The following is a 24,547-nucleotide window of genomic DNA, read 5'->3' as shown; positions in this document are numbered from 1 at the left end:
AACGCATCCTCTAGATCAGCAACGGCCTTTATTGAAGCGAGTCTACTGGCTCAGTCATCGCCTGAACAAAGTCGCTATAGGGACTTACCATCTGAATGTCTGCCACATCCACTATCGTCATCCCAGCGATCATCAGAGCCGCTATCCAAAAAAACAGATCAAGTTCCTGCAAAACTTTACCCATGAATTGTATTAATCCATCAAAATTACATTGTCGATGACATGAATAATGCCGTTGCTGGCTTCGATATCAGCCGCAATCACCGAGGCATTTTTCACTTCTAGGGGATTCTGGCTACGAATAGGAATGGGCGAACCTTCCACTGATGTCAGTTGGGAAAACTCACGGATGCGCGCACTATCCCAACGACCAGAAACCACGTGATAGCAAAGAATTCGGCCTAATTGAGGAGGATTCTGCACCAGATTATTCACAGTATTGGGAGGTAGTTTTGCAAAGGCATCATCATTGGGCGCAAACACCGTAAATGGCCCTGGAGATTGCAACGTTTCCACCAAGCCTGCTGCCTTAACAGCCGCCACTAAGGTTTCAAAACCAGGATTTTCAAGCGCGATATCGACAATCGTTGCCATGATTAAAGCAAAATTCAGAGGACATAAACTTCAACGTGGGCTTTTGCCACTACGCGGCAAGACACACACACTTAGCGGTAATTTGCAGTCTGAATATCTCGCAGACGTGCTTCTGGGCGTATGAGCCGATCCATTTGAGCTTCAAAAAATTCGCGGTTGGCCATCAGATGCTTTGGGTTTGGATCATCTAGTGGATAGTACAACGCCGCTCGTAATGCTTGAATCACCGCTGATGTCACGTTATACATTGAGCGCTGAAAGGTAATGCCTAGCTGAATCAGCTGATCGTCTTCACCACGACAATGTTGTTGGTAATAGTCCTGCAGATAGGGCGGTAAAAAGTGCAGCATATCCTGCATTAACAGTGTTGGTGGAATACCTGCACTACCCACCGGAAACACATCGGCATAGAGAATGCCATAGTGAAATTCTGGCTGCTGGTCTGGCACTTGATGCACCTGGGCATCGTAGGATTTAGTGCCTCGAAATGGTGCTGTACGATAAAAGACGGCCTCCACATAAGGCAGGGCTGCCTCATAAAGCCAGGTAAATCCAGCTGATTTAGGAATGACTTCAAAGCACTCATCACCGACATACACATGGTGATAGATGGGACGACCAGCCACTGCAAAAATGCCATTGACTAAAAAGTTCATGGCATCAGGTACTCCCTTAAAGCCACCTTCATCATAGATGTCTGACATCTCGAAAAACACCGGGGCCATTACTTCCCAAAACAAGCCAAGGTTAGCGTAATATGACATCTGTCGTACCTGCTCTAAGAACATGTCGGGGAAGAGCTTATAAAGCCCCAACATGGCTGGATTACCCCTGAAATAGGCTTTAATTGCTCGATCTGCGGCGGCCTTATAGGGTTCGCTATAGAGATACTCGTTAAATTTGGGATTGAGATCCTCATGCCAAAACATGGCTCGCATGCAGGCTTCCGCAAACTCCATATTGACACGGTCATGTCCTAGATGGTGAAATAGCCGGGGCCACTTGCGCTTACCTTCTCCCTTAGCCATGAACTCCAGTAGCTCAGGATGGGCCTCCCCCACCCCTCGCCATATCCTTAAGGGTGACTGATCACCTGCATAGGTGTTCTGACGGTCCAGATACTCTTGAGAAATGAAATATTTGAAAAATGGCAGGGGCTGTAGGAAAACTCGTTCGCCAATGTACAACAGATCCCGCCAATAAAAATCCATCGGTACCGCATAGGCTTTGTAGATACCGATAATCTGCATGAGATTTTCTGGGGTATCGGGCAGCATGGAGCCGCCAGCTTCGAGCCGATGAATAACCTCAGCATAGGGATGGGTAGACAGGGGAATCGTTGTAGTGGTGTTTACCATGATTTTTACGAAAACAAGTATACGGAAGTCAAGAAAGACCGCTAAGTCAGCAATATCGATGGCTGATTAAGATGCAGCATCGTCTGAAAAAAGACTGCCAATGCTCCAGTGTTGAATGGGTGCGATCGCAATGGAGTTCACTGCTATCGGCTCACTCCAACGCATCAACAAGTTTGGTTGTACACCCAGTACCACAATCAATACAGCCAGTAACAAAGCTGGCGCTTTTTCATTGAAGGAGACTTTTGGAAAGTACGCTCGCTGGTTATCTAAACGACCAAAACATGTGCGATTAAGTAAAATCACAAAGTAAACTGCCGTTAGTCCCGTGCCAACAATGCCGATGAGAGTTTGAACCGGAAACACTCGATAGCTACCCTGGAAGACAGCAAATTCCGCTGCAAAGTTAACCAATCCAGGGATGCCGGCACTTGCCATCGCCCCCAACAGCAGCGTTGCACTAACAAACGGTAACCCTCTCACAGGGTTCATCAAACCGTTCAGCTTGTCTAAATCTCGACTACCAACCTTGGCTTCGATCACACCCACCAAGTTAAACAGAATGGCTAACACTAAACCGTGGGCAATCATGTGGGCAATGCAGCCCGATATGCTCAGACTGTTACCGGCTGCACTCCCCAAAAGCACATAGCCCATATGGCTAACAGAGCTATAGGCCACCATGCGTTTGATATCTTGTTGCACAATCGCCAAAAAAGCACAGTAGATAATGGTGACTGCAGCCCAGACCGCTAGCCAGGGAGCAATGACGGCCCATCCCTTAGGCAACAAACTGAGGCCAAACCGCAACAGGCCATAGGTCCCCAGTTTGGCTAACACACCACCTAATATGATGGCCACAGGGGTAGACGCTGCTACATACGTATCTGGCAACCAGGTATGCAGCGGCACCATGGGAACCTTAATGCCAAAGCCAATCGCCATAGGAATTAAGAGAATCACCTGGAGCCGCACCGATAAATCAGTATCGGTTAGCGCAGCGTAGCTAAAGTTATCAGCCCCACCCAACCACAACAAACCAAAGCCACTAACCAATACAAATGCACCGGAAATCGCTGTGTAAATCAGAAATTTAGTGGCTGCATAACTACGTTTCTCACCACCCCAAATATTGATCAATAAATATAGAGGGATTAGACAGGCTTCATAGAAGAGGAAGAAGAGGAGAAAGTTTTGTGCTAGGAATGCTCCTGAAATAATGCCACTGGTAATTAGCGTCAAGCCATGGAACAGTCGAGGACGTTCAAGGTCAGGGCGAGCACTGTAGATAGCGATCCATGTCAACAGAGTATTTAGAGCAATCATCAATAGCCCTAACCCATCTAAACCCAAATCATAGTTCAGCCCCAAGACTGGCAACCAGTCTAGAGACTCCACCATCTGAAACTCACTAACACTGAGATTAAACTGACTGAACAACCATATCGTCCAGAGCAACGTCACCCCTGAACCCAGTAGGGCTAATGGTTTGGCCTTCTCAGGTGGGAAAAATAGTAATGCTATGGCCCCTAGCAGTGGAAGCACCATTAACAGAGTTAACATCATGACTTGAATGGGTTAAGACAACAGGCAGAACAAGATTGAAAATCTGAGACTAAAATGCTGCAGTGAGCTGACCGAGATTTTTCATGGTGCTCAACGTCATAACAATACCTAGGAGCACAATGCACACAGTAATGGTGAGCACATACAGCTGAGACCGGCCAGGGTTGCTATATTTCAGGGTTTCCCCGCTCAGTAGCGATAGGGCACCTACCAGGTTGACCAACCCATCAATGATGTAGCGCTCTACCCAATCAAAAACGCTAGCAATGCTGGCCACGGGCCAAATTAAAAGATTTTTGTAGAGACCGGGGGTATAGAAGTCATAGGCAAACAAATTTGTCATCCACTGTGGCACGTAGTCAGCAGGCAGTTTCTCTCGCTGAATGCCATAAAAGACAAAACCTAGGCCCAAGCCCAGCATCGTGGACCAAATTAGTAGCAAACCGGTCTCACCGATGGCAGTTTGCATAATCGGCAATAGCTTGAGGGTCTGCAACATGATGGGCACATGCAGCGTAAGTGCCGCCATGATTGCCATTGGCAACACTATTGCCCAAAGCGGTTCAGGGGCGCGGGTGCTCATGGCCTTGGGTTGACCTACGAAGATCAGACAAAACATCCGCACCAAACTAAAGGCACACAGACCATTAATGGCAAGCACGATAGCAAAGGGCAGAATCTGACCGTCGTACCACAGACCAGTTTCTAGAAAACGCATCGCCCAAAACCCGCCAAATGGAGGCAGTCCTAAGATGCCTAGGGCCCCAAAAATAAAGGACAACGCCGTGACCGGACGCCGTGACCAGAGACCTCCTAGCAGGGTCAAGTCCTGGGTGACGCAGGTAAACACAATGGATCCTGTACTGGCAATTAAGGCTGCGATCGCAACCGAAAACGTCATCAGTAAAAAGTACGCTACACCAACCTGAGAAGTCCCTACAGCAATCAGTATCAGCCCCATAAAGGCGCTTGTCAGGTAAGACAGAACGCGTTTCGTATCAATCTGGGCAATGGAGATCAGCGCTCCCCCAATGGCCGTAATCGTGCCAATGGCAACCGCCACAGTATCCACAACCGGAGATAGTGCCAAAACCGGTGTGAGCTTAATTAAGACCCACGCTCCCACCGGAATAACCACAGAGTTACGCAAAATTGTTGTTGGTAGCGGCCCCTCCATGGCAGAGTCAAGCCAAAGATGCAGCGGAAACTGAGCACACTTACTAATCGGCCCAGCCAGCAATGCCAATCCCACCAATGTGGCCGTTAATCCCTCAATCGGTTGATCGCTAGACCACTGAGCCAACTCCGAATAACTCCAGGTACCAGCCAGCGGATACAGAGCAATTAACCCCATCAGTAGAATCAAATCCCCTACCCGCTTAGTCAAAAAGGCATCCCGTGCCCCTGTAACCACCCGAGGCTGATTAAACCAAAAGCCCACAATCAGGTAAGTTCCCAGGGTTAAAATCTCTAGCATCATGTAGCTAAAGAACACCGAATCACACAGCAGTAGCGCCGTCATCCCCGCCTCAAACAGGGCTAACAGGCTATACAAACGCGCCCAGCCCCAATCCATTTCCATGTAGCCAATGGCATAAATTTGCGCTAGCAGGTTCAGAGTTGTTACTACCACCACTGCAACTAAATTGAGGGTAGATAGCTCAAACGGCAGCTCAATTGACAGATCTGCCACCTGCATCCAGCCGATGGACAAGCGTAAGGGTTCCTGACCCCAGACAGCACTCAAAGCTAGCAAGGCATGAACTAAAGCCAATACTGTCGTAGCAAGATTCAAGTACCCAGCAGGCCGTGGCCCCGTTCGTCGAACTGACATCCACGGTATCGTCAGCAAGATACCGAGCAATGAGTAAAAAGGGATCAGCCATCCCGCGCGCAAGTAAACCTCAGCCATGGAGTAATTTCAAGAAGCAACTGATTAGGGATTTAACTTTAAAATCCGAGGCATGCAGCTTGGGTAGAAAAATCTTGACCAGAGTATCCCTAGCTCTAGTCAGGGAGCTTTTCACACCCATAAGCCAACCAGAAGATCATTTAATAAAATCTATCTGTGCCTTAGAACGATTTACTTAAATCTATCGATATTTTAAGTTTAATTACCCACACCCAAAAACGCCAGACCTTGAATAGAGTATTTTTAATGTGACTGTTTAGGTGGATTTATCTAAATCAATGAATTGATAGCTCTTCAATATCATTGAGGTTAATCGGCAGCGGTGACGTCCCTAACCGCTGACAGCGCATTTGAAATGGACAATGGGTGCAACGGTCCAAAATATCAGTCTTGGGGAATTCTCCACGTTGCCGTAGTAAAGACAGCCGCTCAGTCAATTGCAATAGTGTTGCTCTAGTTTGCTCATGCTGCTGCAGGCTGTAGGTAAATCGATAGTCGCTAGGGGGTAAATCATCGCCTTGCTCATTCCGATTGCGGACAAACCAGTAGACCATAGTTACCTGGTCAGGCCTTAACCCACTGGTCTCAGTTAATACATACAGATACAAGCGAGTTTGCCAATCCTGAGCCAGACGCATTCTTGAGGGTGGCTTGAGATAGGTTTTCCAATCCACAATTAGCCCTGATTGCTCAGTTAAGACGACCAGGTCGTAAATCACTGTAAATATGTAGCCATTCAATGCCAGGGTACGCTGATGCTCACTTTGGCGCAGCTGTTCATCAGGGTCAGGTTGAAACAGGTGGGGGTCTAATCCTCGCAGTGCCTCAATCTTGGCCGTCATATCTGCGTTAGCCGCTGCTATCACATCGATGGGTAGCCCCAGGGCCTGCTGTTGCATCAGCAGGTGAAATTGATTCCCCCACAGGGCTGCATCCTGTCCATCCGGTGTGGGCGGTACCGCTAAAGATTGGTCGAAGATAAACTGAAATCGCCGTGGACAGCTATCTAATAGGGTGAGATGGGCCTGGGATAGCGATAGAACAGACAGCGCCATAGTATCTAAGCCTTTCTCAACACAAAGACGCTGCCCTGATTACCCCGTCCAATACGCATGGTCTGATCTAAATAGGTAACCTCTAACCAACCCGGTTCTCTGTTGGAACTTACCGTAAAGTCAATGCCCTTAAAAAAGTTAAACTTATCGGTTTGCTGCATCGCCTCAATAAACTGGCTAGGGCTCTGATAGCCGAGGGTCGATTGCAAACCGAAAATTGCTCGGTCAAAGCATACATTGACGCGTTTCTCAGAGACCGGTTCAAATGTCGCTGTCACAGATACCAGCCCACCTAATACCGACCTGATTTCCGCCAGATTATAGATACGCATCTGCTCGATCTGCACCCATTGATAAATGTTGCCGAGGGCTAGCAGCGGAAAGCGATCAATGCCGAGTAATTCTGTGCTGGTGGTATAGAGCAATTGCCAATTGCCATTGAGCAAATCTATTGCTGATAAAGGATTTGAGGTGGGATTACTAGCCTCTAAACGGGCAACCTTTTTGAGGATGTCTGCTTTTTGCTCAGGGTCATCTGCCAGCAGTCCACGGTTTGTGGGTGCGATCGCGTCTAACAGGTCAGTTTTCTCAAGCATTGTCATAGATGGTGACAGATAGATTAGATGCCAACAGACACCTAACCATACTGTGCCTATTTCAAAGGACTAGCAAATTATTGTTGTCAGGGACTTGACATGAGCATCCTTTCATACTTTATTGGCATGGCATGGTAAGAAATGCTTAATATTCAGCTGAAGACCATCACAAACAATGATGAGTGCTGAGGTACTGTATATTTTGATGCAGAGTTTCAGGATCTCTGTGTAGAAAAAAGTAGGTTAAACGGTACGGTAAATCAGCGTATACTCAGTCTTCTGATCTTTGGGGCTTCTGCTCTTTGGAATTAGATGAGTTAGGTATAGGTGTTTACCCCCAGTCTAGTCTCAACCACAAACGCGTATGACTAAATACAATCCCTCCGTACGACAAATTCCTCGCCAGCAACACGCAGTCGTCATTCCCGAGCGCGGTGACTCCTCCATTCTGCGTTGGCTAGAAAACACAGGGCGTCTGATTCCTCGTGAGACCGAAGCCGTTCGTGAAGAAGCTGATAGCGAAGAAATCTCTGACCTCATGGGCAGTGATGATGCTAGCTTCGATGATTCGGATGACAATTCCGATAGTGATGAACCCGACGGGGATTAAACATCCTCTACAAGCAAGGCTGTGCAGAGCTAAGTATATTGACTTAGTAAGTTTGTAGCCTGTATTCCTAGACTTTTAGCAGCATTCACTGGAAAATCTAGGTAGTGAGGCCTTTTTGTATTTTTAGCACTCCTTATCTACAGACGATTCTGTACGGAAAGTGAGGCTAAACGCTTGAAGTGTGTGGTGTGTGAAGGACGTGAATTGTGGATGCTAAATTCTTTACCTCTAGGGCAACGGCCCTAACGGGTACAGGCCTTTCGGTACTTTTGATGGGTACCCTGTCATGTTTAGCAGCGGGATTAGATATATGGGCAGGTCGTGACTGGTTAGCTCAATCCAGTCTGCTAATGCCATTTCTATTATCCGCTGTGGGTTCAGCTTTACTTGGCTACGGTGTAGTGCCAATGCTAAAGCACCTCAAGGCAGGGCAATTTATTCGGGAAGAAGGCCCTAAAGCGCATTTAAAAAAGGCTGGAACTCCCACCATGGGAGGTATCTTTTTTGTCCCTGTGGCAATCCTGGTAGCAGCTATTGCGTCGGGTGGCGCTGTCAATACATTGGCGGTTTGTGCCTTGACCCTGGCCTATGGTTCTATTGGTTGGCTTGACGATTGGCAAGTGCTAAGACGTCGTTCCAATAAGGGCATTTCCCCCAAGATGAAGCTGGCATTGCAAATTGGATTTGCCATTGCCTTTTGTGCTTGGGCCATGACTAGTCAGCCCGCTGAAATTACTGAACTGGACTTGCCTTTTGGTATCCTGCTGCCCCTGGGATTACTTTTCTGGCCATTGGCTGGGTTCACCATGGTGGCTGAGAGTAATGCGACTAACCTGACAGATGGTGTGGATGGTCTCATGGGTGGCACTGGTGCGATCGCGCTATTAGGGTTTGGTGCCCTGATTGCTCCCAACTATCCAGAGCTAATGATCTTCTGTGCCGCTATGAGTGGAGCCTGTGTTGGTTTTCTCACCCACAACCGCAACCCTGCCAGAGTGTTTATGGGTGATACCGGTTCCCTAGCATTAGGCGGTTCCCTGGCCGCAGTCGGCATCTTGAGCGGTCACTTGTTTGCGCTGTTTATTATCACCCTGCTATTTGTAGCTGAAACCCTTTCAGTCATTATGCAGGTGAGCTATTACAAGGCCACTAAAGGACCCGACGGTAAAGGCAAGCGTCTCTTTAAGATGGCTCCCTTACATCATCATTTTGAGCTATCCGGTTGGTCCGAAATTCAGGTCGTTAGCGTGTTTTACATGATAGCGGGTCTGCTATCTTGCGTAGCACTGACCACACTGTATTAAGTCTTCTCGATAACGGACAGGTAAGCACTACGGTGCGATGTACTTGTCCATTTTTACTGTTTTAATTTCATACAGCGTTTGAAGCAGCGGTCTCTGTGCCGCTGTTTTATTGTCGTGGGGTGCAAGCCACTAGCATCACCACAAATCACCTTGATCCAACCGAAAATTCTTGCCACACTACTCCTACGGCAGATGCCAAATACTTTTTCAGGGACTCAGTCCCGACATTGCTAACTCAGCATCGGTTATCTTTTCTACCCCTCCGCCTTATTCCAACTATGGCCTCTCCCATACTCTCCCTGCTGCCCAACAACCTGGACCTGATCCAAGACCCTACCCAGGTCGCTAAGCTCTCCAAGGATTATTATCATTTCAGCCCTGTGCTGACGGCCCAGTTAGAAAACAAAGTGGCTGACCTGGTAGTGCGGCCTTCCACGGAAGCAGAGGTAATTCAAGTGGCTAAGGCTTGTGTTGCCACCAAGACACCGCTAACAGTCAGAGGCGCAGGCACGGGTAACTACGGTCAGTGCATCCCCCTTAAAGGCGGCGTAATTTTAGATCTGAGTAAGCTCAATCGAGTGAAATGGGTAAAGCCGGGGCTGGCTTGTGTAGATGCTGGAGCCAAACTAGCGGCTATTGATAAAATCACCCGTGGGCAGGGCTGGGAACTTCGCATGGTTCCCTCCACCTACCGCACCGCCACCATTGGTGGCTTTATCGGTGGTGGCAGTGGCGGCATTGGTTCCATCACCTATGGTCAGCTGGCCGATCGCGGTAACCTCCATGCGGTCCGTGTGGTCACCATGGAAGACGAACCCCGCATACTTGAACTGCGCGGTGACGAGGTGCAAAAAGTAAATCACGCCTACGGCACCAATGGCATTATCACCGAGCTGGAAATTCCGTTAGGCCCAGCCTATCCCTGGGCAGAGGTGATTGTCACCTTCGATAATTTTATGGACGCCGCTCGCTTTGGGTATACCCTGGGCGAAGCCGACGGCATTATTAAAAAGCTGATCAGCATTCATGCCTGGCCCATACCCAGTTATTTTGCAGCGCTACAGGATGCCCTACCTGAAGGTAAAGCAGCCGCTCTATTGATGATCTCAGAATCGTCCCTAGAGCCTTTTAATGAATTGGTCAAAACAGCTGGTGGCACAATCACCTATCAAAAAACTGCAGAGGAAGCCAAGAAAGGGGCTGCCCTAGCAGAATTCACCTGGAACCACACCACACTCCATGCTCGGAATGTGGATGACAGCCTCACCTATTTACAGACGCTGTTTCCCTACGACACAAATATGAAGCTGATTGAGCACATGTATCAGCACTTTGGCGATGAAGCGATGATGCACTTAGAGTTCTTTCGGGTACACGGACAGGTCTGCCCAGCTGCACTACAGCTAGTACGCTACACCAACGAAGCGCGCCTCAATGAGATTATTCGCTATCACGAGGAGCAGGGAGCCTTTATTGCCAACCCTCACACCTACATTTTGGAAGATGGAGGCCGTAAGCAGATCAACGAAACCCAGGTGGCATTTAAGGCTCAAATTGATCCCTATGGCTTATTAAACCCTGGCAAGATGCGTGGCTGGTTAGAACGACTTTAATATCAGCGTGTAGTCAAGCTTCTGCTGCAATGCCCTGAATAAAATCAAAACCCTAAGCAGGAGCGGATGGATTTAATAATCAGCAGGTGATACAGCAAAAATATTGACCGCCGCTCAGTTTCATAACTATGAAGCCGTGAACGTGTCAAGTGGGTTTCGGCATTTTTCTTCTATGGAGGCTCTTATTTTTGTCCCCACAAATTTATCATCACCAAGCCATGAATTACAAACAGCAGGGGAGGTCCACAGGAACTTGGGTTAGGCAATCTCTACTAGGACTTGCGATCGCATTAGGCTTAGTTGGGAGTAGATTTTTGGAAAGTAGTTGGGCACTCACTCAACACCAGGATGAACCATCATCACTGTCTCAACGCCTAGAAACGGCGGAATCAAATTTCACTGTTCAGTTGGTGGATTCACCTCTTATCAATTGGGAGCAAGACTTTGCAGATCTGCTACAACAAACCCTTACGGCAGCTGACTCAATCCCAGTTTCAACTGAAAAACCTACAATTTTGTGGCAAGTTGTACGTACATCCAAACTTTTCCCTGATGCTCAAGTAGCTAAAGAGGTATTACAGCAGGCAATTACTGTAGCTAACTCAGTTCCAGATGAAGCTAAGGGGAACGTTCTTAGACAGATTACATATGTAGCCAGCGAACTTTCTGAACCTCTCATAACGGAAGAAGTCTTAGGGGACGTATTCGCTGCAACTAACTCCATTACCAAGCCAGATGAAAAAGCACGCACCTTACTTAGGCTGGCAGAAGCCTACGGACAAATCCCTAAACCTCAAATGGCTAAGGAGATTCTGGAACAAACACTCACCTTAGCTGACTCAATCCCAGAAGAAGAGAAAGTTTTGTTCTTGATTAAGGTTGCAGAAACCTATGGTAAACTTTCCGACTCTCCAAAGGCACAAGAGCTATTGCAGCAAATGCTGATCACGGTTAGCACAAGGCCAGAAAAAGAGAGAATTCCAGTCTTAAGTAAAATTGTAAAAGCATCTGGCCAAATTCCCGACACTCAGACTGCTCAAGCGCTATTTCAACAGATCGCTGCCGAAGCTAGCCTTATCTCAGATGCAGATGCTAGAGCTTGGGTCTTAAGCAAAATTGCAAAAGTCTATAGTCAACTGTCTAATGATCAAGCTACCCAGGAAGTTTTACAACAGATACTTGCCATTCTTAACGCTGTTTCAGACTGGGATAAGAGGAGTAGAAGACGTACAAGTGCTTTGGAAGGCATTACAGAATTATCTGGCCAGTTCTCTAATCCGAAAGCAGGTCAGGCAGCTCTCCAGCATATACTCACAACGGTTAGCTCAATTCCAGCCTCAAGAACTAGAGCTGAGGCATTGTTGGATATTGCCCAAATCTACAATCAGCTTGCTGATCCACAAGCCGCTAAAGAGGTTTTACAACAAGCAATTACGACAGCTAGCTCAATTCAAGACTTAAATGCCCAAGCTAGATTTTTGAAGAGAGTAGCAGAGGCCAGTGGCCAACTTTCTGTACCACAAGCTACCAAAGAGATTCTACAACAAACGCTTGCCGCAGCTAACTCAATTCCAGAGTCTCGTGACCAGGCGATAGTCCTAGGCAGCATTGCTGAGGTGTCTGGAGAGTTCTCTGACCCGCAAACTGCCAAAGAGATTCTACAACAAATAGTCACGGCAGCTAACTCAATCCCGGAATCTTATGACCAGGCTGTAATCTTAATCAGCATTGCCAAGGCATCTGGAAAACTTATTGATTCTCAGATCACTCAAAATATTTTACAACAGGTACTCACTACAGTTAGCTCCATCCAGGAGGTGAGTGTTAAAGCTTGGGCCTTAACTGATATTGCCAAAGCACACAGCGAGTTCGGCGACTTACAATTAGTGCAAGATATCCTGCAACAGGCAGTCACGGCAGCTAACGATATTCCTGCCCCGGATACTAGAGCCAGAATCCTAATTGGCATTGTCGAAGCCTATGGACAGCTTGCTGATACTCAAGCTGTCGAAAAGCTTCTACTTCAGACAGTCGCTACGATTGACTCGATTCAAGATTCGACAGAGCAAACGAGAATCTTACTGTTAATCGCTATAACGCCTTGGCAACTCTCCGATACTCAAGTCGCTAAAGCAATTCTACAGCGAGCTACCGCTACGGATAATTCCATTCCAGAACCAGGTGCTGAAGCTTTGGTTTTGACTATAGTCGCAGGGATATCAGATCGTTTCTCCGGATCTCAAGCCACTGAAGAGATTTTACAGGAGGTACTTACCAAAACTGAACTCATCCCGAATTTTGTTACTAGAGCTTGGGTCTTGAGGAGTATTGCATTGTCATACGGAAAAATCAAAGATTTTGAGATGGCTAAAGCAGTTTTACAACAGTCGCTCACTTTGGACATGTCGATGGACTCTGATGCAAAAGCTTTGTTCTTAGATAGCTTTGCACGGGTTAGTGGAAAGCTTGCCGAGAACCAAGTCGTCACGGCATTGCTACAGCAAGTACTCACTGAAGCTAACTCTATCCAAGATCCAGGTAACAAAGCTACAGTTTTAAGGAGTGTTGCCGAGGCAGTTGAGATGGCAAGTGCATTAATCCAACAAACTGAACTACCTAAGTTTGGCCCAAATTAATGGCAACTTGCTCAGAAAACAGCTTCGTGGGCTGGGTTGAAGAATGAAACCCAGCAATCACAGAGCTTTACGTGCCTGACTTTGCGTTGGAGCGGATGTGAAGGCTAAAGCGTCAGGCTTCGTTATAAAATGGCCTCATACCGCTCAATTTTACCGTTGGGCAACAAAAGTGCCTAATGGGTGGAATGTTATTACGCTTTGTTAGCTTCTACCAATATTTCCTGAACAGCCCTTAGCGATGATTCCAGCGCACTTTGCATCCAACCTTGATTGGTTGATGTATGTTCCCCCGCAAAATGAATGCGCCCTTCTGGAACAATCCCATGTTCGTACAGACTCAATTGCTGATAGGGCCTGATCAAAGACCAAGCTCCTAAGCTCCAACGGTGATTGTCCCAACTCCAACTTTTCATACTCTGGATTGTTTGATTTTGATTAACCTGAGGATGAATCTTTGCGAGATTCTGCTGAACGATTCTATGGCGCTCCTGCTCAGGTAAGTGCGCTAAATGACGGGCTAGATTACCTGTTGTGTAGGATGCTAGCAAAACAGATGGAGCAGCTGAGATGGTAGGAGTTTTGGCCTGTGCATTATCTGAAGGATACTGGACTGTAGAGATGGGTAAATCGCTCGACGTACTCCCTCCGTATATCCCATCCTCTATTTCCCAAAAACGGCGATTCGTTACAGCGAATACCTTCGTAGCAGAAACATAGGAAAACTCCCGAATAGCCCGATGCTTAGCGGCAGAAAAGGGATTGTCCAGCCTAGATAAAACAGGGAAGGGAATCGTACAAAGAACAAAGTCTCCGACTTCTCTCTTGATGCTATTTTCTTCTACATAAACAGCTGCCGCCTTGGACGCTGAATCATCTCGCTCTAGGCTAATGACTTCACAACCCATTCTCGGTTTCGATTTGAGTTTGTCTGCCAAAGCAGTTGGGAAGCGATCGCTACCACCCACGATTTCTTCCATTTCGCCATAATTTGCGCCTACCCGGACAAAACTAAGCGCTGAACAATACATCAAACCGCCCAAAAAACCATTTGCCGCCGCCATCATTTCAATGGCATTGTCTGAAAAACCAGACGCTTTACACCACTGAAGCATGGACTGCTGATCCATCTCGCGAATGGCTGGATTTTGAATCTGCTGCGCAAAGATCTCAGCTTTCTCCTGTTCGTTCAATTGAGAAAGACGACTTCCAATGACGGTTCCTAAAACATCATCCGGCGTCAATCCTCTCTCCGAACCAGTCAGATTATAAAGACTGCTCAACTGTTCTGAATTCTTCGCCCGTATACGTTGGTTACGCAAATAGTAGTATGCCTCAGGATTGACTGTTACCGATGGACGGAGTTGTAACTCACACTCATTCACATAATGGTGGGTCAGATTATGACTCTTAGCGATTTGCGATGCGCCAACTTCGCCATACAAGCCGTTCCCAAAGCGCAGGGTACGAACTCGTCCTCCAATATGACTGCATTCCGCCTCTAGAATGACACATGAATGTCCCCGCTTTTCTAGCTCGTAAGCTGCACAAAGTCCTGCCATTCCTGCCCCCAAAATTATTACCTTCAAAGGTTGACTAGGATTAGGAGTAGCATCTAATTCGTTCAGCAAATTCGTAGACTTGATTTCTGTTTTAGAGGCCTTTGCATGTAATAGCTCTCTTGTGTGAATAAAACGAGATGTGAAAGCTGCACCACTTAAAGCAGCAACACCCCGCAAAAGCCAACGACGATTAATTTGGGATAAGGAGTTGACGTTAAAAAAAAATCGACTATCTTGATTCATTTGTAGTTATCCAAAGTGGCTTGCCAAAGCAAAATGAGAGACGAGTCGCTATTGGTGAAAGGGTTAGCGATCGCACAGATAGGTTTCTGTAAAGGCTGATGAATATAGTGTTGATTGAGTTTTTTCACCCTTGAAAGTCATTAATCGACTTAGTTCCTTTTAGACAGAGAAACCATCTGACCTCTATGGCTTATACTCACCAATAATCTCTAAAATGACTTCAAATCCCGTAATAAGCTGCCAGCCAAACAGACCTGTAATTGAGAATGCAAAAGCCATATGAATTTGACGTGCCCACTCTTTTCCTTTTTGCATAAAGGGAGCTAGGGCTGCGGCATTAGCCATCAAAACTGTCATGACAAGCCCGACGATGGTATGAGGGACGACATATAATTTGCCACTATTAAGATATTCAATTCCTAAAACACCGATACTTCCTGTTGTCATAAGAGCTAAAAGTAATGCTGCGCTTTGATAGTGTCTTTGAGGAAACTTTTGTTTAACTAAGGTTTTCTTTGTTTCTCCAGTCGCTTTGCGAGCACGATGAGATTGCAATCCTAAGTAAAGTGCGTAAATCGTCAAGACGAACACAACCCACATCCAGGCTGGATGAATTGCATAAAGCCAATACTTCATCACTTCTGGAAGTGAGCCTCCAAACTGTAAGCCATTCATTTCTGAACCAAATATTTAAGCTTAATCTGTCAAACCCACCATTGCCCGAGCATTTACAGTATGCATATGGTTCACTCTTGGTTTCTTGCCAATTTCTCCGATTTTTAGCACGTTCTTACAGAAGATGTTTAAGAAACGTCTTTGGCGTGACTCCAAACCATCGCTTAAAGTGGCGGTTGAGATGACTTTGATGGGCGAAGCCGACCTGGAGAGCAACTTCTGCGATTGGTAGCTTCCCTTCAACGAGAAGTTGCCTCGCCCGCTTAACTCGATGCTGAATCACATATTGATGCGGTGTGAATCCAGTCGATGCTTTGAAGAGCTGAGTGAAGTAGCTTGGACTCATTTGAGCGACAGCCGCAAGATCAGCTAAAGACAGTTTGCGATCCAGATAGGCATCAATGTATTCGAGCACCTGCCGCAATCGATAGCTTGGCAGTCCACCTGCTTGAGCTGGGAGTATTGGTTTTTGTGCAGTGTAATGGCGAATTAAGTGATTAAGCAGCGCGGTACAGAGGGAGTCTGCATAAAGCTGCCCCCCTAAGCCACTTGACTCAAGCTCGGCTTTTAGGGCTAATCCTATTCCATGAATTAACGGGTCAGCTGTTGCGAAATGGGGCACTAGTTCAGCGCTATCCCAGCTTCCCGTTAATTGCACCGCACTGAGAAATGCGGTTGGTTCAAGACTAAGAATCAGATAGCGATGCTCTGTATCCCAGCAAGCATAGTGGGGCATCTGGGCTGGAATAATGAGAATGTCGCCGACCTGAAAGTGAACTTCCTGAAACTGGGTATCTAACCTCTGTTCAGCCCAGGTTGGAGTCTCTAGGTGAACTAAAACCAAATGCTGATTGGAGACAGTTTCAGGAAGTTCATGGGGACGATGTTGATAGTAGCTTAGGTTAACCCCATGCCATTGTTTTGGTTGGCTTGAAAGGAGCGAGCCAGAGGGAAAAACCTGTAAAATCTCGCTATCTCTAGTGAAGTCAATCGTTATCGCGCTGCTTGAGGACTGTTTCTTAGTTCCAAAAGGGGCTTGTTTCACAGCGTCAGCTTATCAAAGACTATTAAGATAATATAAGCATTGCGATTAGGATTTATCAATCTATACCACGCAAGAGCATTAGTGTTGTTGGCTCTTACAATCTTTTCTCAAGCGCAATGATTGTACATTAACCTTTGCGCTGAAAAAGAACCATGGGTCTTAAATCAAATTACTGATGTACTAAACGCACAATCACCCAGTGCTCCCTTAGCGATCGGGTTTCTGAATGCCAGGAATTTTGCCGATTTCGATCCTCAAACATTCGAGGAAGCGTCGCAAACGTTGAGGTTGGTAACGCCCTGGTAAGGTGGCCACGTGAATGGTGAGCCTTGGTGCACGCCATTGCGGCAGAATATCCACCAAACGCTGATCAGCCAAGTCTTCTTCAATAAACCAGCGAGGCAAGACTGATGCACCCATGCCCGCAAGAGTAGCTTTGTGCAGGGCGATGATGCTGTTGGTGGTCATTTGGGCAAAAGGAGTCACTAAAACCTGCATTCCTTTGGCATTCGACAAAGGAATGCGATCGCCTTCAAAGGGCGTCAGCACAACAAAGGGAAGCTGCCCCAATGCCTGCGGTTTATTGATTGAGCCATAGTTTGCCAATAGCTGAGGCGAGGCAACAATCATACGCTCTACCTGCCCGAGTGCCTCAACTTTTAGGGAGTCGTCAGGGACAGGGCCGATTTTAATCCAACAGTCACAGCCAACTTCGGCAAAGCGAATATTACTATCTTGCAATTGCCAAACTAGCGAAATCTGAGGGTGTTGTTGCTGGAATCTCAGCATGCTATCCAGTAGTTGGTTTTGTCCCAGGGCGATGGGAGCAACCACGCTAATTTTGCCTCGGGGGGTGGTTTGGGCGTCAAGATGTCTTTCTTCAAGGGCTTCCCAGCTGTCTAGCAACTGACGAGCATCGGCGAGCAGTTCAGTTCCGGCCACAGTTAACGACAGGCTATGGGTCGTCCGGTGCATGAGTTGAGTTTTGAAACGAGTCTCTAACTCTGCCAACTGGCGACTGACAGAGGGCTGCGACAGCCCCAAATCGCGGGCAGCCGCACTGATGCTGCCTGCATCGGCAATGCGTACAAAGGTATCCAGAAGAGTCAGGCGATCAAGGGATTTGCTCATGCATAAAATGAATAACAGCTATTTTTGTTAATCGTCTACACAATATCAGTTGATCCTGTCATAGTGAATTTATCAACATGATGTAGTTGGATTTCATTCTGTTGTAGATGGTGAGGAGATGTTTTTATAACTATTTCAGGATCCTCGCGATCGCAAAATCATCCCCTAAACAGGAACAGAACAACCTATTTCTAAAAAGATAGGCAACCTCGTCAACATAAACTTTAAAGCTATTAGTCTTAAACCCATGGAGTCTCCCTTCTTTTCCACTTCTAACCCTCTGAACTTTTTACTTGGTGGTGATCTCCCTATCAACCGCTTAGGTTACGGGGCCATGCGCCTGACTGGACAGCCCGGTAACTTTGGCCCCTATGCAGATTGGGAAGGCGGTAAACAATTGCTGCACCACGCTGTAGACCGTGGAGTTAACTTGATCGACACGGCTGAGGCCTATGGCCCTGGTCATAACGAAGAAATTATCGCTGATGCCTTTTATCCCTACCCTGCGGGTTTAGTCATTGCTACCAAGGGAGGGATCAATAAGCCTGCACCTGACAATATTCAAGCAGATGGTAGACCAGAGAGTTTGCGGCAAGGTGTTGAGGGCAGTTTACGACGGCTCAATCTGGAGCGTATTGACCTTTATCAGCTGCACCGCCCTGACCCCAAAGTGCCTTTTGCCGAATCGATTCAGACGCTTGCCGAGCTACAACAGGAAGGTAAAATTCGCCATATTGGTGTCTCAAATGTCACCCTGGCTCAGCTCAAGGAAGCTGAAGCGATCGCACCTATTACCTCAGTACAAAATCGCTATAGCCTGCTCGATCGCACCCACGAAGATATCCTCAACTATTGCACTGCCCATCAGATTGCCTTCATTGCCTACGGTCCCCTGGCCGCCCATCCACTCAGACCTGGTTCTCCCTTAGTGGATGCTGAGGGAACTCTACGTGAAATCGCCAACGCCCATAATATGAGCCCGACACAGATTGCCTTGACTTGGCTGTTGCATCGGGCCTCCAATATTTTGCTGATTCCAGGAACAACGTCGATTGCCCATCTCAAAGAGAACTTAGCCAGCGCAACGATTAGTCTCTCACAGTCAGAGTTTCAGCAGCTAAACAACCTTGGATAATAATGTTTAAATCAAAATTCAGGTACTGCATCATCAACATCACCGTAACCCTTATCCTCCTCATTGATTGACTACCCACTCAGCGACTCCATTCGCTAACGCTTTAGCGAGTTGCTGTTGTGATTCTGGATTAACAATCCACTCAAACTCATAGGGATTAATCATAAAGCCCAGCTCTAGTAAGACACTCGGTGTCACGCTGGGTCTTGTGAGAGCTAAATTATTCCAATAGACACCGTAGGCTGGGCGATCTAACGTCTCTACTAAGTAGTTGTGCAAAAATAATGCCAGATCATGGGCCTGGGGGTGATACCAAAATGCGCCAATGCCTGCTGTATTGAGGGCATCACCATTATCAGGCAGTGCGTTGTAATGAAGGCTTAGCGCCATGGTGGGCTCTGTTGCCTCAATCACAGCAACTCGATCGCGTGGAAACAAATCATCGTCGCCTTCACGCACCATCACAACCTCAGCGCCCAACACCTCTAGTTCATCTCTTACTAACTTAGAGATTAATAGTGCAACATCTTTCTCGGGATACCCATTGGGGCCACGGGCACCCAGATCTTCACTGCTGCCATGGCCAGGATCGAGCAATATTGTTGTGCCCTGTAGTGGTGCGACAGTGGCATCAATGGCGGGCGGATGTTTGAGCGAGAGAATCAGATTTGTTCCTTCATAACGCAGTTTATACCCCCACTGTTGATCGGTCTTAAAATGGAATGTATAGGAAGCCTTATCTGGCAAAATGGGCTGCCAGTCCATCCGTTCCACCACCGGGTTGTCAGAGAAAAAGATAGTATCCGTTTGGGGCACCGTGTTGTGTAAAATCAGGGTCAGACTGTTGATGTCTTGTTCCACCGTCATGGGCACTGGCACCTGTAGCGGAAAGATGACCTCAGTCCAGTCTGCTACTTGACGGGATCTGATGCCGCGAATGGTTGTTGTTACCGGTATAGGGCTAGGAGAAATTGAGACTTCTGATGCCCGAATCCAAGCGCCGTAATCTAGACGCACCCAATCCCCTTCACGACCGGTAACAGTAGCGCTGGTGCCTTGGGGAAGTGGTGTTAGACGAGAATAATCGGTGCTGGGGCCAGTGCGAGCAATGCCAGACTCTACGGTAACTTCTGCCACTTGAAAAGAGGTGGGAGAGAGAATCTCTATGGAGCCACTACCCGCCTGGGTGATTGTTTGCCCATTGAGGGTGAGCTGAAATTCGGGGGTGCCAAAGCTTCCCGGTTGATTAAAGGTGGCACAGCCGCCATACTGCGCAGCATTGAGTGCATAGGGCTCAGTTTGTTCAGTTAGTACAGCATAGTTGGGAGGTAGCTCAAAGCTGCCAGGCTGAACCCTAAGAGCGATGCTCTGACCGGCTAAATTAACGGCGACTTGGGCTTGAGGTGGAGCAACGGCTTCAAAACAAACCAATTCTCCTGGCTGACGAGCAATACTGCGGCTAGGCTCTAATGTATTTTCTGCAAAGGCAATGCCATTGATCTGAGGAGGCTCTAAGGAATCACGGGTAATGTTAAACGTGATGCTTTCACTGCCTTGGGTAATGGTGAATTGGTTCTGACCGATGGCTAAGGGGACTGTGGGGGCAAAATGTCCGGCTGAGCTGCGGTCGGTGATAGGGGTGCCGTTAATTAAAACATCACTGTCAGGGGCACCGGTGCCAATAAAGAAAATTCGATCTGATACGGTAGTGTGAGTGGACGGTGGATAGGCAACAAATAATTCAGCCATGGCTGGGTGAACAATTGCAAGCTGGCATGTTAATGCGGGTACTAATGCCCCCGCCAATGTTTTCCAACGATTTGCCATGGTGATTTACCCTCTATTCAACCCACGGGCGAAATTATAGCGGCTGTTGCTCCCCCTATAGGTTTTACGACTAGATGTAAGGACGAATAGAAAGAGAGTGTTACGTTTTAATCAACTAACGGGTCAAACTCATTCTGATTGCTCAGGGGTAAAACCAGGTATTTCTCTCCCATCGAGGGAATAATCTGGCCCTCTGAGGCTATGGCACAATTAACGGGGTCCACTGCATCCAACTTTTAACGGCCTGGTTTTTAAATTGAAACCTGGTTGTTTTGGGTTTGCATAATTATCCAATCTCCGCTTTGCGATCGCATTATGACTAAGTTTGTGTTTGTCACGGGTGGTGTCGTTTCCAGTATTGGTAAAGGCATTGTCGCGGCTAGTTTAGGCCGTTTGCTCAAGTCCCGCGACTATTCGGTGTCTATCCTCAAGTTGGATCCCTACATTAACGTTGATCCTGGCACCATGAGTCCGTTTCAGCACGGAGAAGTGTTTGTGACGGAAGATGGTGCCGAAACGGATCTGGACCTGGGTCACTATGAGCGATTTACCGATACCTCTATGTCGCGTCTCAATAGTGTCACCACCGGTTCGATTTACCAAGCAGTCATCAATAAAGAGCGGCGGGGTGAATACAATGGACGCACTGTGCAGGTGATCCCCCACGTTACCAATGAAATCAAAGAGCGGATTCGTCGGGTTGCTCAAAACCGCAACCCCGATGTAGTGATCGTGGAGATTGGTGGCACCGTAGGCGACATTGAGGGGCTGCCATTTTTAGAAGCCATTCGCCAATTCCGTAAAGATGTGGGGCGCGAAAATGTTATCTACATGCATGTGACGCTGATTCCTTATATCCCGGCGGCAGGAGAAATTAAAACCAAGCCCACCCAACACTCGGTTAAAGAACTACGGTCCATTGGTTTGCAGCCAGATATTTTGGTGTGTCGCTGTGCCCAGCCGATTCCCGAGCACATCAAGGCTAAGGTGTCGGACTTTTGCGATGTGCCCGAGGCCTGTGTGATTGCGGCAAATGATGCCCCCAGCATCTATGAAGTGCCTCTGCTGATGGAGCAGGAAGGCTTGGCAGAACAGGCTATTCGCTTGCTTAATTTAGAGGATCGCATCCCCGCCTTAGACAAGTGGTCCACCCTGGTGGAGCGGCTATACACGCCTACCCAAACCTTGGATATTGCCATTGTTGGTAAGTATGTCAGCTTGAACGATGCCTATCTGTCGGTGGTAGAAGCTTTGAGGCATGCTGCGATCGCAATCCATGCTGAAGTGAGTATCCGCTGGATCAGCTCAGAAGACATTGAAGCGAACGATCCGGCTGACTATCTAGAAGGTGTTCACGGCATTGTGGTACCGGGGGGCTTTGGCAGTCGTGGCATCGATGGCAAAATTCGCACCATTGAATACATCAAAGAACAGGGCATTCCCTTCTTAGGTTTATGCCTAGGGATGCAATGTGTGGTGGTGGAATGGGCTCGCAATGTAGCTAAGCTATCTGAAGCCAATAGTGCTGAAATTGATCCTGAAAGTGAAAACCCAGTCATTAACCTCCTACCGGAGCAACAGGATGTGGTGGACTTAGGGGGCACCATGCGCTTAGGTTTGTATGCCTGTCGTTTAGAGCCAGGTACCCTCGCCAGTCAGCTGTACGACCAGCCAGTCATTTACGAACGTCATCGCCACCGTTACGAGTTTAATAATGCCTACCGCAATCTGTTTTTAGAAACAGGCTATGTGGTTAGCGGCACCTCCCCCGACGGACGTTTAGTGGAGATTGTCGAACTGCCCGACCATCCTTTCTTTATTGCCAGTCAGTTCCACCCCGAATTTCAATCCCGACCCAATGCCCCTCACCCACTTTTCTTAGGCATGATCAAAGCCGCCGCAAAGCGCTCTGGCAATCCCTCTGCCATGGATGAGATAGCGCCTGCACCAGCGATGTCAGAACCAGAAGCATGGACCCAATCCATTGCCGATCCGGTGGCTTAGTGCCTTGGGTGATAGCTGTTCAATGAACGGTCCCTAGGCCGTTGGTTCATCGGGCCATGGGTTCATAAGTACGTCCTTCATAGGAGCGGCAACCTTCACATGGCCCCATGGGATTAACGGCACAGCGAATATGGGGAGAACGGGCATTGAGCTGACAGGTGATATCACCAATCACCAAGCCAATGCCGTCGATATAATGCTCATCTGGATCTCGTCGTCGCCACGGGTGAACTGAGGGGTATTGGGCTGATTCTATGGCAAAGTCAAATCGTTCAATGACTCGTCGTTCGGCTCGATACGTTGCCCAAACTGATAGAGCTGGTGGCAGTAGGCCTATCAGAATCAAAAATACCACTACGACCATACAGAGCGATTATTTGAGGGTAATTTCTCTGATCGTAGCGCAGGTTGTTGGAGCGGCGGATGTAGATTTGTGGAAGAGGGGGTGAAGGGAGGAGAGTGAATGTTGGGTCACGATAAACACGACATAAACACGACCCAACATTCATTTTCCCTATTTTTCTTCCTTTTCCTTTGGCTTATAGGTTGACTTCACCTGCAATTCCTTGAGCTGACGCTCATCTACTTTGGATGGTGCCTGGGTCAACAGACAGCGGGCTTGTTGGGTTTTTGGGAATGCGATCGCATCGCGAATCGACGTTTCCTCTGCCATGAGCATCACCAATCGGTCTAAACCGTAGGCAATGCCACCGTGGGGCGGTGCACCAAAATCAAAGGCATCCATAAAGAAGCCAAACTTTTCGCGGGCTTCTTCATCGCTGAGGCCAATGGTGGAAAATACTTTAGCCTGTACATCGGGTTGATAGATACGGAGACTGCCACCGCCAATCTCATAGCCGTTGAGCACCAGGTCATAGGCCACGGCTCTAGCCGTTGTTAGGTCATCAATATCCTCAGGATTGGGCGCTGTAAATGGGTGGTGTAATGCCTCATAGCGATTTTCATCAGCGTTCCACTCAAACATGGGGAAGTCTGTCACCCAGAGGAAGTTGAGCTTGTCGTGATCAATCAGATCTAGCTCGGCGGCAATGGCCTGACGGACTTTATCCAGGGCGGCATTAACTGTGGCTGTGGGGCCGGCACCAAATAGCAGCAGGTGGCCAGCCTCAGCACCGGTGCGCTCTAGCAGCGTTTGCTTTTGCTCATCACTGAGGTTGTCCTTAATGGCTCCAATGGTGTCGATTTCCCCACCTTCGCGAACACGAATGTAGGCCAATCCTTTAGCACCCGCATCAGTGGCCACCTTAAACACATCACCGCCGGGCTTAATGCGCACATTCGAAATGGCATCATTACCACCAGGAATCGGTAGTACTTTTACCTGACCGCCAGACTTGACAGCGCCGGAAAACACCTTAAATCCAGAGTCTTTAACAATGTCAGAGACTGAAACCAGCTCCAGTCCGTAGCGAGTGTCCGGCTTATCGCTACCGTAGCGATCCATCGCCTCGACATAGGTCATGCGGGGGAACGGCAGTGGCAGGTCGATGCCCTTAACAACCTTGAAAATATGGGCCACTAAACTTTCATTGAGCGCCAGGATCTCCTCTTGATCCATAAAGCTCATTTCCATATCCAGCTGAGTAAATTCTGGCTGGCGGTCGGCGCGCAGGTCTTCATCGCGAAAACAGCGAGCAATCTGGTAGTAGCGATCCAGGCCTGC

20 protein-coding genes are annotated in these 24,547 nt (G+C 47.9%); 6 read left to right on the top strand and 14 right to left on the bottom strand.

The annotated features are described in order from the left end of the window. Positions 1-28 precede the first annotated feature (28 nt). The 7 genes from DXZ20_RS13570 to DXZ20_RS13540 all read right to left on the bottom strand — a co-directional run bounded on the left by DXZ20_RS13570 (position 29) and on the right by DXZ20_RS13540 (position 7,081). On the bottom strand, positions 29-184 hold the full coding sequence (locus tag DXZ20_RS13570) for a hypothetical protein (protein WP_163663438.1): 156 nt from the start codon (positions 182-184) through the stop codon (positions 29-31). Positions 185-192: 8 nt separating this feature from the next. Next, on the bottom strand, positions 193-594 hold the full coding sequence (locus DXZ20_RS13565) for a fasciclin domain-containing protein (RefSeq protein WP_163663435.1): 402 nt from the start codon (positions 592-594) through the stop codon (positions 193-195). 71 nt (positions 595-665) lie between these two features. Then, a complete protein-coding gene (locus tag DXZ20_RS13560) occupies positions 666-1,952 on the bottom strand; it encodes a CO2 hydration protein (protein WP_163663433.1) in 1,287 nt (428 codons plus the stop codon). Positions 1,953-2,018: 66 nt separating this feature from the next. Further along, positions 2,019-3,515 carry an NADH-quinone oxidoreductase subunit M gene (locus DXZ20_RS13555; protein ID WP_250565303.1) on the bottom strand — a complete coding sequence of 499 codons (1,497 nt, stop codon included), beginning with the start codon at positions 3,513-3,515 and terminating at the stop codon, positions 2,019-2,021. A 52-nt stretch (positions 3,516-3,567) separates the two neighbouring features. Beyond that, positions 3,568-5,430, bottom strand: a complete 1,863-nt coding sequence (locus DXZ20_RS13550; protein ID WP_163663430.1) for an NAD(P)H-quinone oxidoreductase subunit F — start codon at positions 5,428-5,430, stop codon at positions 3,568-3,570. Positions 5,431-5,705: 275 nt separating this feature from the next. After that, positions 5,706-6,485, bottom strand: coding sequence for a PD-(D/E)XK nuclease family protein (locus DXZ20_RS13545; protein WP_163663428.1), 780 nt, complete (start codon positions 6,483-6,485; stop codon positions 5,706-5,708). Between the two features lie 5 nt (positions 6,486-6,490). Further along, positions 6,491-7,081, bottom strand: a complete 591-nt coding sequence (locus DXZ20_RS13540; RefSeq protein WP_163703490.1) for a PAP/fibrillin family protein — start codon at positions 7,079-7,081, stop codon at positions 6,491-6,493. Between the two features lie 364 nt (positions 7,082-7,445). Here DXZ20_RS13540 and DXZ20_RS13535 point away from each other — a divergent pair, with 364 nt between their 5' ends. The 4 genes from DXZ20_RS13535 (at position 7,446) to DXZ20_RS13520 (ending at position 13,244) form a co-directional block, all read left to right on the top strand. Continuing rightward, complete coding sequence (locus tag DXZ20_RS13535; RefSeq protein ID WP_163663426.1) at positions 7,446-7,691, top strand: DUF3134 domain-containing protein; 246 nt, start codon at positions 7,446-7,448, stop codon at positions 7,689-7,691. A 206-nt stretch (positions 7,692-7,897) separates the two neighbouring features. Further along, positions 7,898-8,995 carry a phospho-N-acetylmuramoyl-pentapeptide-transferase gene (gene mraY / locus DXZ20_RS13530; protein ID WP_163663424.1) on the top strand — a complete coding sequence of 366 codons (1,098 nt, stop codon included), beginning with the start codon at positions 7,898-7,900 and terminating at the stop codon, positions 8,993-8,995. 278 nt (positions 8,996-9,273) lie between these two features. Beyond that, complete coding sequence (locus DXZ20_RS13525; protein ID WP_163698702.1) at positions 9,274-10,608, top strand: FAD-binding oxidoreductase; 1,335 nt, start codon at positions 9,274-9,276, stop codon at positions 10,606-10,608. A gap of 218 nt (positions 10,609-10,826) precedes the next feature. Then, complete coding sequence (locus DXZ20_RS13520) at positions 10,827-13,244, top strand: tetratricopeptide repeat protein (RefSeq protein ID WP_163698700.1); 2,418 nt, start codon at positions 10,827-10,829, stop codon at positions 13,242-13,244. A 191-nt stretch (positions 13,245-13,435) separates the two neighbouring features. On the opposite strand, the gene DXZ20_RS13515 is transcribed toward DXZ20_RS13520, so the two are convergent. From DXZ20_RS13515 to DXZ20_RS13500, 4 genes are all read right to left on the bottom strand, one after another. Continuing rightward, the gene (locus tag DXZ20_RS13515) at positions 13,436-15,046 is read right to left on the bottom strand and encodes a flavin monoamine oxidase family protein (protein WP_163698698.1); all 1,611 of its coding nucleotides are present in this window, start codon (positions 15,044-15,046) and stop codon (positions 13,436-13,438) included. Between the two features lie 183 nt (positions 15,047-15,229). Beyond that, the gene (locus DXZ20_RS13510; RefSeq protein ID WP_250564903.1) at positions 15,230-15,721 is read right to left on the bottom strand and encodes a DUF4079 domain-containing protein; all 492 of its coding nucleotides are present in this window, start codon (positions 15,719-15,721) and stop codon (positions 15,230-15,232) included. 115 nt (positions 15,722-15,836) lie between these two features. After that, positions 15,837-16,766 (bottom strand): helix-turn-helix domain-containing protein, encoded by a 930-nt coding sequence (locus DXZ20_RS13505; protein WP_163698696.1) that lies wholly within the window; start codon positions 16,764-16,766, stop codon positions 15,837-15,839. A gap of 207 nt (positions 16,767-16,973) precedes the next feature. Continuing rightward, complete coding sequence (locus DXZ20_RS13500; RefSeq protein WP_163663414.1) at positions 16,974-17,897, bottom strand: LysR family transcriptional regulator; 924 nt, start codon at positions 17,895-17,897, stop codon at positions 16,974-16,976. A gap of 247 nt (positions 17,898-18,144) precedes the next feature. Between DXZ20_RS13500 and DXZ20_RS13495 the strand changes: the two genes are divergently transcribed. Then, complete coding sequence (locus DXZ20_RS13495; protein WP_163698694.1) at positions 18,145-19,032, top strand: aldo/keto reductase; 888 nt, start codon at positions 18,145-18,147, stop codon at positions 19,030-19,032. 60 nt (positions 19,033-19,092) lie between these two features. Here DXZ20_RS13495 and DXZ20_RS13490 read toward each other — a convergent pair whose 3' ends face one another. Further along, entirely contained in the window at positions 19,093-20,859 is a 1,767-nt protein-coding gene (locus DXZ20_RS13490) for an N-acetylmuramoyl-L-alanine amidase family protein (RefSeq protein WP_163698692.1), read from the bottom strand. A gap of 315 nt (positions 20,860-21,174) precedes the next feature. Between DXZ20_RS13490 and pyrG the strand changes: the two genes are divergently transcribed. Then, positions 21,175-22,863, top strand: a complete 1,689-nt coding sequence (gene pyrG, locus DXZ20_RS13485) for a CTP synthase (RefSeq protein WP_163698690.1) — start codon at positions 21,175-21,177, stop codon at positions 22,861-22,863. Positions 22,864-22,909: 46 nt separating this feature from the next. Here the strand turns inward: pyrG and DXZ20_RS13480 are convergent, their stop codons facing one another. Together DXZ20_RS13480 and aspS are read right to left on the bottom strand one after the other, a co-directional pair. After that, on the bottom strand, positions 22,910-23,227 hold the full coding sequence (locus DXZ20_RS13480) for a DUF6464 family protein (RefSeq protein WP_284681674.1): 318 nt from the start codon (positions 23,225-23,227) through the stop codon (positions 22,910-22,912). 150 nt (positions 23,228-23,377) lie between these two features. Further along, on the bottom strand, positions 23,378-24,547 hold a 1,170-nt coding region (gene aspS / locus DXZ20_RS13475), incomplete at its 5' end, for an aspartate--tRNA ligase (protein ID WP_163703489.1).

Origin of the sequence: Adonisia turfae CCMR0081, assembly GCF_011009555.1 — a bacterium.
In the GTDB taxonomy this organism is placed as follows: Bacteria; Cyanobacteriota; Cyanobacteriia; order Phormidesmidales; family Phormidesmidaceae; genus Leptothoe; species Leptothoe turfae.
Note: the sequence above shows the minus strand (reverse complement) of the source record. Positions and strands in the feature narration are given on the sequence as shown.

Excerpts from the sequence above, each read along its gene's own strand:
- DXZ20_RS13570 (WP_163663438.1), bottom strand. The coding sequence starts at position 184 with ATGGGTAAAGTTTTGCAGGAACTTGATCTGTTTTTTTGGATAGCGGCT.
- DXZ20_RS13565 (WP_163663435.1), bottom strand. The coding sequence starts at position 594 with ATGGCAACGATTGTCGATATCGCGCTTGAAAATCCTGGTTTTGAAACC.
- DXZ20_RS13560 (WP_163663433.1), bottom strand. The coding sequence starts at position 1,952 with ATGGTAAACACCACTACAACGATTCCCCTGTCTACCCATCCCTATGCT.
- DXZ20_RS13555 (WP_250565303.1), bottom strand. The coding sequence starts at position 3,515 with ATGTTAACTCTGTTAATGGTGCTTCCACTGCTAGGGGCCATAGCATTA.
- DXZ20_RS13550 (WP_163663430.1), bottom strand. The coding sequence starts at position 5,430 with ATGGCTGAGGTTTACTTGCGCGCGGGATGGCTGATCCCTTTTTACTCA.
- DXZ20_RS13545 (WP_163663428.1), bottom strand. The coding sequence starts at position 6,485 with ATGGCGCTGTCTGTTCTATCGCTATCCCAGGCCCATCTCACCCTATTA.
- DXZ20_RS13540 (WP_163703490.1), bottom strand. The coding sequence starts at position 7,081 with ATGCTTGAGAAAACTGACCTGTTAGACGCGATCGCACCCACAAACCGT.
- DXZ20_RS13535 (WP_163663426.1), top strand. The coding sequence starts at position 7,446 with ATGACTAAATACAATCCCTCCGTACGACAAATTCCTCGCCAGCAACAC.
- DXZ20_RS13525 (WP_163698702.1), top strand. The coding sequence starts at position 9,274 with ATGGCCTCTCCCATACTCTCCCTGCTGCCCAACAACCTGGACCTGATC.
- DXZ20_RS13520 (WP_163698700.1), top strand. The coding sequence starts at position 10,827 with ATGAATTACAAACAGCAGGGGAGGTCCACAGGAACTTGGGTTAGGCAA.
- DXZ20_RS13515 (WP_163698698.1), bottom strand. The coding sequence starts at position 15,046 with ATGAATCAAGATAGTCGATTTTTTTTTAACGTCAACTCCTTATCCCAA.
- DXZ20_RS13510 (WP_250564903.1), bottom strand. The coding sequence starts at position 15,721 with ATGAATGGCTTACAGTTTGGAGGCTCACTTCCAGAAGTGATGAAGTAT.
- DXZ20_RS13500 (WP_163663414.1), bottom strand. The coding sequence starts at position 17,897 with ATGAGCAAATCCCTTGATCGCCTGACTCTTCTGGATACCTTTGTACGC.
- DXZ20_RS13495 (WP_163698694.1), top strand. The coding sequence starts at position 18,145 with ATGGAGTCTCCCTTCTTTTCCACTTCTAACCCTCTGAACTTTTTACTT.
- DXZ20_RS13490 (WP_163698692.1), bottom strand. The coding sequence starts at position 20,859 with ATGGCAAATCGTTGGAAAACATTGGCGGGGGCATTAGTACCCGCATTA.
- pyrG (WP_163698690.1), top strand. The coding sequence starts at position 21,175 with ATGACTAAGTTTGTGTTTGTCACGGGTGGTGTCGTTTCCAGTATTGGT.
- DXZ20_RS13480 (WP_284681674.1), bottom strand. The coding sequence starts at position 23,227 with ATGGTCGTAGTGGTATTTTTGATTCTGATAGGCCTACTGCCACCAGCT.